Here is a 14,826-nt window from a genome sequence, read left to right as displayed (position 1 = left end):
GAGAAAAAGCGGTCGTTTGCGGAGCAGTCCGTTAGGATGGGATGGCGAGGTCTCCCGCTCTTAACAGAGCCGCTCCGCTAACGCCATATCCAATCGACCAAGACAGCGGTCGGAAAGCGGAGCATGACCTAGGATGGGATGGATGGGTTACCTAACCATATCCAATCGACCAAGAGAAGAAAAAAAATTCCTTTGAGCAAAATCCTATCTGTTAAGTAGGTAGGCACGAATAAACATCACTATGTAACGAAATGTTAAAGCAGTTGAAACCCTTGATATTGCTTCCTTCCTTGATATTGCTTCCTTCCGCTCCGCTTCAGTCGCTGCGGACGTACTTGTAAATTTTTTCACCTACCTACTTATAAGAAGAGGTAATTATTAATTGTTAATTATTAATTATTAATTGTTAATTATTAATTATTGAATATCAATCTTCTGAAGAGAGGGAGAATATTTGGTCTCTCCCCTACTTCCTCAACCTTCTAGTTTCTATCATCCTTTGGCTTTACTTGCCAATTCCACAACTTTTGCAAAAGTTTCAGGATCTAAAACGGCTAATTGTGCTAACATTTTACGGTTAATTTCAATATTGGCTTTTTTCATATTGCCAATTAATTGACTATAGCTCATACCTTGTTGACGAGCTGCAGCATTGATTCGGGTAATCCACAAACGACGAAAGTCCCGTTTCCGTTTCCGGCGATCGCGATAGGCATTGCGTAACGCCTGCATTACTCGTTGGTTAGCAACTTTAAATAGTCTAGATTGTGCCCCTCTAAATCCTTTAGCTAGTTTAAGAATTTTGTTACGGCGTTTACGGGCAACATTACCTCTTTTGACTCTAGGCATAATTTTTCTCCTAACCTAAAATTTTATACTTTATAAATATGGAAGCATTAAACGTACATTTTCTTCATTAGTTTCATGGACAAGAGCCATTTTCGACATATCGTTCTTGCGAGTGGAGCTTTTATGCTCCAAAAGATGACTTTTGAAAGCTTTACGACGTTTAATTTTGCCACTGCCTGTAGCTTTAAAGCGTCTAGCTGCTGATTTGCGAGTTTTTAGTTTTGGCATGGACTTACACTAATTTTACACACAAGCTTTTATAATACCATAAATTTTGTTAAAATCAAATACCTGCCTTTAGAAGTCAGAAGTCAGAAGTTAAATTTTTGTTGTGACTATATTCCTCAAATCAGAAGTCAAAAGATTTTTTTTCTTTTTTATCCTGGAAAGGAGAGGCTTTATACCATTTCTCTAAAATCTTGCTATATCTGATTTTTTGGGGAAGTGTGGGGAGGAAAAGAGGTGAGGAGAGAAGTTAAAATTAGGAATAATAATTACTGAGCGACTAACTAATAATTGTCAAAAAAAGACTTGAAATCTTGGTAATTATTTGACCGTTGAAGTATAACCGAAATATAGTATTAATCCATGGTCATTGGTATTAAACATTATTTAAACCTTAATTTTTTGTAAGGAATAAGGAAGAAAAGTATAAGATTTGATCGCTCAATCAAATCAATAACTTTATAGAAAAAACAAATATTTATCAAATTGGTATTAAAGGGAATATATGATAGAAAAAATTAAGTGAGAAAATTTCACCCTTTCTTGATTAGCGAAGTTTTCTGACCATAATACAATCACGGTAAGGGTAATGATACTAAATGTATAGTCTTTCTACTAAAATTGAGGCAATATTATATCTTAAGGGACAACCCCTCTCCATTTCTGAAATTGCTGAGATTGCCAAGTGCGAGCGTGGCCAAGTCAAAGATGCTTTAATCGAATTAATGTCAGAATATGCCCATCGACATACTGCTTTAGAGGTTGTTGAAACAGAAAAAGGCTATAGTCTTCAACTCAAACCAACTTTTACTGAATTGATAGAAAGCTTAATTCAACCTGAGTTAGGAGTCGGCGCTCTGAGGACTTTAGCAGCGATCGCTCTGAAGGGAGGTATTACCCAATCAGAATTAGTAGATATTCGTGGTTCGGGAGTTTATCAGCACGTTCCAGAACTTGTTAGTTTAGGCTTTATCCGTAAACGTCGTCAAAAGGAATCTCGTTCTTATTGGTTGCAAGTCACTGATAAGTTTCATCAATATTTTCAACTGGATCAACTGCCACAACAATTATCACTGGATCTTCTTTCTCTATCTAGTGCTAATGAAGAAGAATAATCTAGTTGCTGGGTGGCCATTTCAGTTATCAGTTATCAAATAAGAAAAATTTGAGTATGAGTCTCGATAAGTCAGGATTTTCCCAGTTTACCTTTATAATTTTTATTTTATAGCAGTTGTTTAATCTATGAAGTACAGTTTTAGATCCCCTCGTGTCCCCCTAAAAAAGCTATGCTTTATAAACATCTTTACTTAACATAAAACTTAGACATTAGAAAAAGGTTATGTTTCTTACCATTCAATGGATATGATAGGAGAGTAAACGTATTTAATTAGAGGCTAAACTCTTTCCACCTCCCCATCTCCCCATCCCCCCATCTCCCTATCGGAAAAGGATTTTAGGAGTTCCTGATCGGGGATAGCTTTTTTAGGGGGATTTAGGGGGATCGTAAATTTACCTCATAACTGTGGGAATTGCTGTAGTAGATTAATGCTTAAAAAAGAATTAAGAAGCTCATTATTAAAAAAACGTCGGTCTATATCTGAGAGAGAATGGAGAGAAAAGAGCGATCGCCTTTGTCGTAACTTACAAAATTTCTCCCTATTCCAAACAGCTAAAACTGTTTTAGCTTATTTTAGTTTTCGTCAGGAACCAGACCTGAGTTTATTATTTACAAATATTGGAGAAAAAACAAAATTTTATCCTAAAATTTGGGGTTTTCCACGCTGTGTAGAAAAGTCTCTAATTTGGCATATTTGGCAACCAGGAAATTCTCGACAAAAAGGTGCTTATGGTATTCTAGAACCAGAGTTAAATGCTCCATTATTAGAGTCATCAAAAGTAGATTTAATTTTAGTTCCTGCTGTTGCTTGTAATGTTAATGGTTATCGTTTAGGTTATGGTGGCGGTTTTTACGATCGGATGCTAAGTAAGCAAGAATGGGCATCTAAGCCTACTATTGGCATTGTGTTTGAATTTGCTTATTTACAAGATTTACCTATAGACTCCTGGGATAAACCTCTTGATTTTGTGTGTACAGAAAATGGTATAAAGTAGATTGAGTTGAGCATTTTTGAGAACTACTCCCTACTCCCTAAGATGAAAAAATTTTTCCTATTTCTTTTGCCTTTTTTCTTATTTGTGACTCCTACTTGAGAAATTCTCTAACTTTTGTTAGAGAGTTCGGTGTGAGAAGGATATGGCCATTATTGAATTGTGCGATCGCGCAATTGAACTTAATCACCTTCTCAAGTGAATATGTTTTTTTGAAAGTCAATAAAACTTGTAAACCTTGGTATAATTATATTACCAAGGGCTACCAACCATTGTAAAGCCTGCCCAATAATAAGGATGAGCAAAATTTTTATTTTGAATACTTGCTAATTCTGGCGGTAAAGTTACCTCCCCACGACCACCCGAACCTTTTAACTTACCTTCTGCTATCAAAACTTCTCCCTTCAACATCGCTATTTGTGCTTCTCGTAATGCTTCGGCTTTAATATTAACATTACTCAAATGAGAATAAAATTCTGTCATTAACCCTAACGTCGCCTCATCATTGACTAACCATAAACTTGCTAATGCTGATTTAACTCCTGTTGCTATTGCTAACCCGGCAAAACCTAACTCAGAATTTTTATCTCCCACCGCTGTACGACAAGCAGATAATACTAATAGTTCAACTTCGGGATTATTCCATCCTAATTCTCGTATTTGATCCAGTTTGAGTTTCTCATCCCATAGTTGAATATAAGATTTATTAACATCTCCACTTCTAAATTCGGCATGGGTGGCTAAATGAATAATTGGATAGGGATAATTTTGACGTTGATTAATCAGATTTTGCCTGGTAAATTCTTCATTGAGGAAAGTATTTCCTTGCCATAAGTTTTCTGTGATTGAGGTGAGTTCTACTGGTACTGCTGGTAGAGATGGTTTATCATAAAATTTACTAGCTCCCATAGCTAAAACTTGAGTATTTTTTAAAGAATTATAGTTATTATTCATTAAGCTAAGACTAGGGATTAAACTGATATTATATTTCTCAATTAAAAATTTTTCTCCATCATGTAATGCGGCTACAGGTAAGAGACGAAATCCACTGTCCATACTCAATAATAATGTATCAATATTAGCTGCTTCTAATTCGGCTGCCATTGGAGAAATTAACCAATTATAAAGTTTTTGAGCTAATGGTAAATAGCTCTGACTATTTCGATTTTTGGGGTCGATGATATTCACATAAAATTGAATAGCAATTTCTTTTAATTTAGCTCGATTAACTTCATGAATAGTTTTGAGAATAGATTGACCATCGGCGGTGAATAGTATTAGTTGTAGTTTGTCGTCGTAAACGTTGACATAGATAACTGCCGATTTTTTTCCAGTCTGTTGTTCCATTTCTGCTAAAATGTCTCTAGCACTTTTTGTGGATAATAATTTTGGTTCGAGATTGACGCCAAAATAGTTTGAATATTCATTAATTCGGCTTTTTTCTAAACCAGATATCATTTCTTTTCTGGCAATATTTACTGTTAATGAATTTCTGGATAAAACTTGCGATTGTTGTAATATTTGAGGGTAATTTATAATATTGTTGTTATAATTACTGAAGTTGTTTAACATCATACTTCTAGCTATTTTTTTATCAATTAGAATCGACTGAATAATATTTATATTTGTAGTGTTTGATTGGGAAAAATTATTAATATTACTGATTTGTGTAGGAACCACTTCTGAATTGAACCTCAAATTATTATTAATAGTAGGTAGATTAGCAGTTATTGAACTAGGAATTTGATTATTATTAATAGTAGGTAAATTTGCAGTTATTGAACTAGGAATTTGATTATTATTAATGGTTGATAAAAAATTGTTAATTTTTGCTGGATTATTGCTTGGTGTTGTAGATGGTAAAGTTAAGTTATTAGTTAGTAATAATGGCAAATTTGTCGGTATTTGCGGAGCCCGATTAATTCTTGATGCTGGAGTATTATTGGTAGCCAAAGTTCCTAAAGGAGGAGTTATAGGAAATGGATTGTTTGGTGCTGGGAGACTAATATTATTGTTTGGTTGATTAATATTAATTATTCCAGTATCTGTCAAAATTTCACCCGTGCTAATTTCACCAATTCTAGTAGTAAGATTAATATTGCCACTTCCTTGAAGTCCAGTGGAAGTAATATCTCCTGTATTAATATTATTTCTAGCACTAATATCAATATTACCAGCGCGACCTGTTTCAGCTTGACTGATAAGATATTCTGTATTAACTGAACCTGAAATACTACTGACAGAAATATTGCCACTATCCTCACCACCAATAGAACTAATATTATCTGTATTTATATCGTATTTTGCTGTTACATTAATATCACCTGAATCTCCTGTTTCGGCAATTGTTTCAATATTATTGGTATTAATATAGCCTTGGTCACTACTAATAGAAATATTACCACTATCTTCACCACCAATAGAGCGAATATTATCGATATTAATATTATCTTTGGCTGCAATATCAATATCCCCAGAATCTCCTGTTTCTGCTTCAGTTACCACATTCTGACTATAAACTGAACCATTGTTACTATTAACTTCTATATCCCCACTATTATTATTGCCACTGGTAATAATATTTTCTGTATTAATATCATTTTCGGCATCAACATCAATATTACCAGAGTCTCCAGAGTCGCCACGGGATTCAATATTACCTGTATTGACCTCCCCATTATTGCTGCTAACTTCTATATCCCCACTATGATTATTGCCACGGGTACTAATATTTTCTGTATTGATATCATTTTCGGCATCAACATCAATATTACGAGAGTCTCCAGAGTCGCCACGAGATTCAATATTACCTGTATTGACCTCGCCATTATCGCTGCTAACTTCTATATCGCCACTATTTTCTCCACCAGTAGAATTAATTTCATCGGTTTTGACATCATCCTTAGCTTTAACGGTAATATCGTCTGAGTTGCCAGAGTTGGAGAGAGACTCAATATTTTCCGTGGTAATAGACCCATCGGGAGCGATAACTTCTACCTCTCCAGACGAGCGATCGCCTACCGACTGAATATCAGCAGTATTAATATTGCCTTGAAAATCATAAGTATTGAGGCGAATATTACCACTGGTACCGTTGTTAGCGATGGTTTGAATGTTGCGGGTAGTAATAGTGCCATTGTTACTTTGGATAGTCACATCACCACTTTTTTCTGGTCCAGATGAGGCAATATTGTTAATAACGACATTGCCAGTAGAGTTAAGGATAACTTCACCACCTGTACCATTGGTGGAATAAGTAGCTATGTGATTGATATTGATATTACCTTCTTCTTGAGTTTGGATAGAAATATTTCCACCAAGTGCGTCTTCTCCTGTAGAGAAGATAACATCTGTATTAATATTTCCTGTGGTGCTGGCGATATTAACATCACCACCAGTGTTGCCACCAAAAGAATTTATTTCGTATGTAGTAATATCACCTTTCGCAGTGAGATTAATATCACCTCCGATACCTGCTGAAGAGTAGGAAAAGAGATTAGGTCTCACCTCACCATTAGCAACTCTTGTAGCCACCTCTTCTGAAGTAATATCTGTTTCAGGGGATAATCCAGAAACCGAAGTAGAATTAACTGTTGTATTAATTGCACCATTGCGAGATGTTATACTAAGATTACCCCCTATACCACTGCCATTTGTACTTGTAAAAATATTGCCTGTGTAGATATCACCCTCAGCAGTGAGAGAAACATTTCCTCCATTCCCTTCAAATGATCTAGAATTAATACCTATGATATTAAGGGAACCACTGCTACTGTCTATTGTGATATTACCAGCATCATGGGTATTGGAGAATGTACCAATATTTCCTGTAGCTATATCTTCAAAAGCAGATATGTTAACACTTCCTGCATTACCAGATAAGGAAAAAGATTCAATGAAGCCACTGGTAGTATCAATAGCACCGTTAAGGCTAGTAATTGTAATATTACCACCATTCCCCTCAAAATTAGATGAATTAATTCCTGCTATTTTGATATCTTCAAAAGCAGATATGTTAACACTTCCCGCATTGCCCCATGCAGAATTGGTAGAAATGAATCCACTGGTAGTGTCAACATCACCGTTAAGGCTAGTAATTGTGATATTACCTCCTTCACCTACATCATCTTCAGGTATAACAAGATTGACTGGGTTAATATTGCTAAGAATACTGCTTGTGTTAATGTCGCCGAATGCAGTTAGGGAAATATCTCCTCCATTTCCTCCATTGCCTTCACGGGATGAAGCGTCGAGAGTAGCATCAGTTATATCAATGGCACCTTCTGTACTCTTGAGGGTAATATTACCTGCTGTTGCATCAAACAATGCAGTAGATAGAGATTCAGTAACAGTAATATCTCCTTGAGCTGTTACTTCTATGTCACCACCATCTAAAGTAGATATTCCGACTAGGATACTACTAGCATTACCAATGTTAACACCTTGGTTGGGCGAGTTGAAAAATGCTCCATCGCCACTCCTTGCTTCCAAATTTTCCACACTAATGTTGATGGGTGCTGTAACTGTACCAATAGCTCCAGTTGTTTGAGTTTGAAACACAGCATTACCAGCCGTAATTAGAGAATTTTCTGAACTGCGGAAAATATTACCGCCGTTGGCATCAACTATGATATTTCCTGTAGTCTGGAGATTACTAAGGGTAATATCACCTGCTTCTGCTAGGTTGCCTATTGATATTGAAATGTCTCCGCTTCCTGCATTTAAAGTTGTGCCTGTTGCCATAGTTATATTTCCAGTTCCTTCACTCCGATATTGGATGTCTGCTCCTTGGTTATTTGCCGTCAGACTAATATTTCCGTTGCTGCCAGAAGTATCAATGTCGGCATTAAGATTAATATTCCTTCCTGCTTTTAATTCTAGGAGGGAAATATCCTCAGCATTAATGGGTTCATTGATAGTAATGTCGTTGTGTGCTTGAAGCTGCACTTCCCCATTTTTGTTGTTAACTCGATCGGCATCAGAAGTAATATTGGCATTGGGACGATCGCTAAAGGCATTATTTTCTCCACCATCGGCAATAGTAATGTTTCTCGAACTACCAATTTCTCCAATCTCAATACTACCTGTGTTGGCAGTAATATTTAGATTACCTTCTGTGCCATTTTCTGAAGTTAGATTAAAGATAGCTGCATTAGTATCTATATCTGAAGAGTTGCTAGTTAGGTTGATATTTCCTCCATGGAGCTTACCTTTAGTGATAATTTCACCTGCTAAAGTGATTAACCCTTCTGAATTAATACTAATGTCTCCAGCAACGCCATTTTTCGAGGAAGAGTCTAAAATGACAAAAGCTGTAGATGTAGAGACAACACCATTACTACTGGTAATAGTAATATCTCCACTATTAGCGTCCCGCGAGGAAGATTTGATATCAGAATTAATACTAATATTTTCTAAAGCTGTTATAGAAATATCTCCCCCATTGCCTGTTGATATTGAGCCATTGCTGGTATCAATATTACCGTTACGACTCTCAAGAGTAATATCACCTGCTTGAGTACCGCTAGAAGCAAGGTTAGCTGTATTTATATTTATATCACCATCAGCAGAGATAGAAATATCTCCTCCGTTACTATTAGAATTTGCTGTGCTACTCTGAGCAGAAGTACCAACTGCACCATTTGAGATGTCAATGCTACCACTACGACTGTCAATAGTAACATTTCCACCAGCATTACCATCAGTTGATGAGGCGTTTATCTGTCTGTTTTGAATATTACCCCCAGCTAGAATGGAGATGTTTCCCCCTGAAACATATTGAGTAGATATCGCACCCTCACTGCTAGTAATACTAATTTCTCCTGGATTTCCCAAGAAAGAGTTTGAGTTGATTTCTCCCTGTAATTGAATATTGTTTTGGGCGGTAATAGTTATATTTCCACCATCACTTTCCAAGGGTTGAGTATTGATTTCATCAACTGTGGGATTAATAGTACCCTCATCTAAACTCACAGTCTGATTTACAGTACTACTAATTACCATTGTATTAGAATTTTGGGTACTATCAGAGTTTGTTGTAGAAATAAATTCCCCAACACCAGAAATAATGTCACCTGTACTAATATCTTTTCCTGCTGTAATCTCAATATTTCCTCCATCTCCATCAATGGAACTTGCATCAATTTTACCTCCCGTGGTATTAACTGAAGTTGTCTGACTTTCTATTTTAATATCGCCCCCTGTACCACTCTCCCCTGCACTAGCATCCACATCCCCTGTCAAAATATTCTTAGTAGCATTGAGAGTAATATTACCTCCATTTCCTAATTCGGAACTAGCATTAATTTCACCTGCTGTTGTATCAATTCCACGATTACTACTTTCAATAATTATATTTCCGGCATCTCCTTCATTTACCTTCGTAGAAATTTCTTCAACAACTGTAATTTTATTTTCTGCCGAAAGTTCAATATCTCCACCTTCAGCAGTTGAAATTCCTGTTACATTTTCCTTAAATCCACCAATATTTATTCCTCCCAATACGTCAAAAAATACTCCTCCACTTCCTCCTACTGCCTCTAATTTTTCTCCTTCTAACCGCAAAGGCAAATCCGATAAACCTATTCCTCCACTCCCAGAAGTTTCAAATAAAATACTACCCCCACTTATCAAGGATTTCTGATCAACACTCTCAATATTTCCACCATTCGCATTCACAAAAACTCGACCTGTTGTGGTTAAATTTCCTAGAGTAATATCCCCAACTTCCTCGACATTCCCCAACTCAATTCTAATCGTGCCACTGCCTGCTTCTAAATTTGTTCCTTCCCCTTGAATTATATTTCCTTTACCTTCTCCATTATTCCCTTGAATGAAAATATTTCCATCGCCATTTTCTGTATTAATATCCGCATTAATATTTACATTGTCACTAGCAGTTAACCTCACATTATTTCCCGCTTCTATTCCTTCTTCAATATTAATATCTCCATCCACATTTAATTGAATTTTACCTTGTCTACCTCCAGTAGAAATCCCTGTTAGTTGCCCATTTACTTCACCTACAGTTAGAGATGAAATTGCATCTATAAATATTCCACCTTTTCCTGTAAGTGCTTCTAAATTATTCACATCAAATCTTAGTGGAGTATCCGATAATCCAATTCCTCCTCCTCCACGAGTTCTTAAAATTGCTTTGTCTGCTGTTATTAAATTATTGGCTGAAACTTGAGTAATATTGCCACTATTAGCATTAAGTATTATTCGTCCTTCTGTGGTTAAAGAAGCTAGATTTATATCTCCTATTTCTCCTAATCCTCCTAATCTAATTGCGATAGTTCCACTGCCAGCATCTAATGTTGTTCCTTCTTGTTGATTTATGGATGCTAAACCTTCGCTACGATTTTCGATATTGGCGTTATTATCATTTCCAAATAGTGTAATATTTCCATTGCCACTTGATGTATCAATATCGGCATTTATATTAATACTTCGTCCGGCTTTAACTTCTACTGGTGAGTCGGTTTCGATTTTTTCATTTATGGTTATATCATTGTCTGCTTGGAGAATTATTTCTCCTGATAAGTCTTCTAGATTTTCGGCAGAAATTGTCACGTCAGCATTTTCATCTTGAGCAAAGGGGTCTATTGGTATTTCTGTTTCTGTTGTTTCTGAATTATCGGCAATTTCTGTATTTGTAGAATCTGCTGTTTCTGAATTTTCCATATTTTCCTCAGGTTCAACTTCGGAATTATCGGGATTTTCTGTTGTATCTGAATCACTATTTTCATTAGGTTCAACTTCGGAATTATTCTCTGGTGTTTCTATTTCGGAATTATCGGTATTCTCTGTAGACTCAATCTCATAATTATTTTCTTCTGACTGAGCTAATGTATTTTCTGAGTCTCCCACCGTGAGATTTTCTGGGTCTAATAAAATTGTGCCTGTATTTCCAAATGCTGCACTAACATCTACAGTCCCATCAAATATTAGTTGTTGTTTTCCCGAAACTTCAACAAACCCTCCATTACCAGAAAATTCTCCTCCTTTTGCAGTAATACTTCCGCCAAAATTAGTAATTCCATCCGACCAAATTATTACTCTTCCTCCATCTCCATTTATAATCGCATCGGCCGAAATAATTGAATTATTATTCACAAAAGTCTGCTGAGAATTAGGAATTATTCCATTACCTTGAAAGTCACCACCTATTAATACTGTTCCCCCACCATTTATGCCATCAGCGTTAATATTTGTATCAATGAGAGCTACGCGATCGCCTAATAAATTAATATTTCCTCCCTTAAAAAGGGGGATATTTCCACTGTCCCCCCCTTCATAAGGGGGGTTAGGGGGGATCGAAACGTTGACACTTCCAGAAATTATGGTTGTACCAGGAGTATCCGCAACTAAAGTATTTGAATTTGTCAATACCACATCACCATCAGCATTAACAGTAACAGATGAAGCGTGAGTTATATTCCCTCCTGTTAAAAGTTCTGGTAAAGATAAAGGGGTAATATTAGTATCTTCCCCATCTTGTAGGGACGTTGCATGCAACGTCCCTACATCTAAACTTAATAAATGTCCTGGTTGTGATATTCTCAGGGTACTACCACCTTCTACTGCTGCAATGGCGATATTACCCCCTGCTGTGGAAAGTTCCCCAGTATTAATAACAGTTCCCCCCAACAAAGTTAGATTTTCTCCAGGGTTTAAACTTAAATTTCCTTCATTAACTAAAGCGCCTGGGTTAGATACATTAAATCTATATCCACTTGGGTTTCCAACTAATTTTGAGTAGTCGTTTGTGCCGATCGCTTTAAACCAGAAATTATTGTTGTCAAAACCAATACCTGTAGCAGTCGTAACGCTGAATGAGGCGGGTATGTTGAGGCTAGCATTCGGACCGAACATTATGCCTGCGGGGTTCATCAAGTAGAGGTTAGAGTTACCACCGATAACTTGAATGAGACCGTTAACATAAGAAGCATTTCCACCTGTAATTCTACCGAGAATATTGGTAGTGTCCGGCGTTGTGAGGAAGTTAGCAGTTTGGCCGGAATTAACGTTGAATTGGTCAAAGCTATGGAATAAATTCCCTCCACTACGAGTGCCTCCTTGGATATTAAATTGGTTGCCGTTTTGATTGACAGTTGTACCTGTACCATCATTAGCGGGGGTTATGGGTTGTGCTTTAGCAGGAGTTGTTGCCAAAGCGGCAAGTAAAGGCATTAATAGGGATAATGGATGGCCAAAGCGAACCATTTTCATAGTTTATGGAAATATAGATGGGATTTTCCAACTATTATATTTCAGCTAATTTAACAGTTATGCAATGTTGTAGCAATGAAAATATTTTTGTCAATTTCGAGGTATTTTAAGTAGGTAGTGGACCGACACAGCTAAAATAGTCCGTTATATAATTGGGCGGGTTCATCTAATCTCAGGTTGAACCTCACTAATTTAACGCGGAACCCGCCCCTACTATTACAACATTTTAGATATGTCATTGTAGTAGTAGACTGACACAGCTAATTTAGTGCAAAATTGTAGTGGCGTGTCAAGTTTGAAAATGTGGCTTAAAAAACCTAACCCCCCAACCCCACAACTATCCCCCCTTACCCCCCTTTGAAAGGGGGAAGGAGGGAAGGGGGGGAAATCTCCCCTCTCCTTGCAGGAGAGGGGTTGGGGCAGAGGTCTCCAAGGTTGCTCGCTCTTAACCCACAATTTTAGTCTTGACACGGCAGTAGTGGACTGTTTCACCTAAAATAGTGCATTAGGGAGTAGGGGAGTGGGGGAGTAGGGGAGAAAGATTGTTGTTGGGTTTCGTCCCTCAACCCAACCTACATCTATTGCAACATTTAAGATGAAACAGTCTAGTAGGGTGCGTTAGCAGTAGCAGTAGGGTGCGTTAGACGGCTTAAGTTCAGACTATGAAAGGCATTAAGCAATCCGTCGTAGCGCACCATTTAAGGTGTGTCGGTCCAGTAGTAAACTGACACAGCTAAAACTGTACATTAGCTTTTTTCGTAATCACCCCATCGCCCCATTTTCTAATGCACCTCTAAAACTGGATTTCGTATACCACTACGCATTACAGTTAGGACACTTATCAATGCTCAAACTAAGTCAGGGATTATTTTTGACTTTTGACTTTTAACTTTTGACTTAAGCGTAGCGCTATACTTTTGACTTTTGAGTTGCGCGTAGCACTATATTATCTTCTCAAAAGCCAAATCAAGGTAGAATAATAAGTAGAACTCACTCAAAGTTATTTTAGGAGCAAATTATAATATGTTGCGTAAATTGACCGTTTTGTTTATGTGTTTAACATTGTGTTGGACAACAGTCGCCTGTGGCAGTTCCAACACTACCTCATATCAAAACTCAAATCCCAATATCTCATCTAACCAAAACTCTAACCGAAACCCTAACCAAGTAAGTCAAGGAGAATATCCCGTACAACAAGCAACCTATAATGACGGCAACGGCGAATATTCCTTAATGTTGTTAAATACCCCTTCAGGTAAACCGCCAATTTATACTACTACAGATTTGCAAATGGCAAGTTTAACTGAGGAAGAAATTCAGGAAGGCAAAACCAATTATGCTAACATTAATGGCAACCAAGCTAGTTTACACATTAAACCAGACTTTAAAATTGAATATGTACACAACGTAACTGAAACCCAAACTAACCCGCAAACAGGTAGACAAGAAACAGTTATTGTGCGTCGGGAGTCTAACTTCTGGACACCTTTTGCCGGAGCAATAGCAGGTCAAGTAGTTGGCGGAGCAATTAGTAGTATGTTGTTTCGCCCTCAATATTATGTACCACCAGTTTATCAATCAGGTGGAGTAATGACTGGGTATGGCGGATATGGCAGCAGCTACACCCAAGCTGTTAACCGATATCAAGATCGTTATCAAGCTCCACCAGCAGCAGTGAAAAATCGACAAACATTACGTTCCACTGGTGTAACTAACTCTACTAGGAGTAATACAACTCGTAAACAACAGCAAAATACAAATCGTTCTACAGGTAGTGGTGTTGGTGCCAGTGACTTGCGTCGCTCCGACAAAGCAAAACCTCGCCAACAACGTCGTAGTTTTGGTAGTGGTGGGTTTTCATCACCCTCTCGTCGAACCAGTGGTTTTGGTGGTAGACGACGCCGTTAACGAAGTCAGAAGTCAGAAGTCAGAAGTCAGAAGTTAACCCACCCCTAACCCCTCCTAGGAGGGGAGCCAGGAGGGGAAGTAGGGGATTAGAGCAACGCTCCAAAAATATTTCGCCTTAAAAGGCGGGGCTTTAGACCCAATTATTTTGATAAATAACATTTCATCGACTTGAGAGCGGGTGAATCTAACAGCTAGATTCATCTGCTTTTTTTTGTAGTTATATGATGTCCGGATAATTACTATCTCAAGTCATTGCGACTGGAACGGAGTGAAAGGAAGCAATCTCCTCAACTCCTGAGATTGCTTCCTTTCGTCGCAATGACGACTATTCAACCGGATTGTATATTATATGATGTCCGAATAATAAGTGATAAAAGCGATCGCTCCACCTACAGATGTGTTGCCCCTTGAGCATCAAACCTGTATTGAATTTGTGGGACATCTACTGGGACTTACACAACTTAACTGGTAAAATTAGACTATAATGCTTGGTCTACAATA

6 protein-coding genes are annotated in these 14,826 nt (G+C 37.3%); 3 read left to right on the top strand and 3 right to left on the bottom strand.

Annotation, left to right across the window (positions count from 1 at the left end; genetic code table 11):
* Nucleotides 1-492 precede the first annotated feature (492 nt).
* Together rplT and rpmI are read right to left on the bottom strand one after the other, a co-directional pair.
* On the bottom strand, nt 493-849 hold the full coding sequence (gene rplT, locus ACP6PM_RS22400) for a 50S ribosomal protein L20 (RefSeq protein ID WP_293098947.1): 357 nt from the start codon (nt 847-849) through the stop codon (nt 493-495).
* A gap of 30 nt (nt 850-879) precedes the next feature.
* A complete protein-coding gene (rpmI, locus tag ACP6PM_RS22395) occupies nt 880-1,077 on the bottom strand; it encodes a 50S ribosomal protein L35 (RefSeq protein ID WP_094671995.1) in 198 nt (65 codons plus the stop codon).
* A 596-nt stretch (nt 1,078-1,673) separates the two neighbouring features.
* Here rpmI and scpB point away from each other — a divergent pair.
* On the top strand, nt 1,674-2,189 hold the full coding sequence (scpB, locus tag ACP6PM_RS22390) for an SMC-Scp complex subunit ScpB (RefSeq protein WP_426588525.1): 516 nt from the start codon (nt 1,674-1,676) through the stop codon (nt 2,187-2,189).
* A gap of 430 nt (nt 2,190-2,619) precedes the next feature.
* On the top strand, nt 2,620-3,186 hold the full coding sequence (locus ACP6PM_RS22385) for a 5-formyltetrahydrofolate cyclo-ligase (RefSeq protein WP_426588523.1): 567 nt from the start codon (nt 2,620-2,622) through the stop codon (nt 3,184-3,186).
* Nucleotides 3,187-3,435: 249 nt separating this feature from the next.
* Here ACP6PM_RS22385 and ACP6PM_RS22380 read toward each other — a convergent pair whose 3' ends face one another.
* Nucleotides 3,436-12,417: a CHAT domain-containing protein gene (locus ACP6PM_RS22380; protein ID WP_426588521.1), complete on the bottom strand. Its 8,982-nt coding sequence runs from the start codon at nt 12,415-12,417 to the stop codon at nt 3,436-3,438.
* A gap of 1,023 nt (nt 12,418-13,440) precedes the next feature.
* On the opposite strand from ACP6PM_RS22380, the gene ACP6PM_RS22375 reads away from it, so the two are divergent.
* Nucleotides 13,441-14,325, top strand: a complete 885-nt coding sequence (locus tag ACP6PM_RS22375; RefSeq protein WP_426588519.1) for a hypothetical protein — start codon at nt 13,441-13,443, stop codon at nt 14,323-14,325.
* Nucleotides 14,326-14,826 lie beyond the last annotated feature (501 nt).

The organism is Dapis brunnea BLCC-M229, assembly GCF_050015995.1.
Taxonomy (GTDB): domain Bacteria; phylum Cyanobacteriota; class Cyanobacteriia; order Cyanobacteriales; family Microcoleaceae; genus Trichodesmium.
Note: the sequence above shows the minus strand (reverse complement) of the source record. Positions and strands in the feature narration are given on the sequence as shown.

What these genes read in the sequence shown, in the direction of transcription:
- rplT (WP_293098947.1), bottom strand. Translation starts at nt 849, where the DNA reads ATGCCTAGAGTCAAAAGAGGTAATGTTGCCCGTAAACGCCGTAACAAA.
- rpmI (WP_094671995.1), bottom strand. Translation starts at nt 1,077, where the DNA reads ATGCCAAAACTAAAAACTCGCAAATCAGCAGCTAGACGCTTTAAAGCT.
- scpB (WP_426588525.1), top strand. Translation starts at nt 1,674, where the DNA reads ATGTATAGTCTTTCTACTAAAATTGAGGCAATATTATATCTTAAGGGA.
- ACP6PM_RS22385 (WP_426588523.1), top strand. Translation starts at nt 2,620, where the DNA reads ATGCTTAAAAAAGAATTAAGAAGCTCATTATTAAAAAAACGTCGGTCT.
- ACP6PM_RS22380 (WP_426588521.1), bottom strand. Translation starts at nt 12,417, where the DNA reads ATGAAAATGGTTCGCTTTGGCCATCCATTATCCCTATTAATGCCTTTA.
- ACP6PM_RS22375 (WP_426588519.1), top strand. Translation starts at nt 13,441, where the DNA reads ATGTTGCGTAAATTGACCGTTTTGTTTATGTGTTTAACATTGTGTTGG.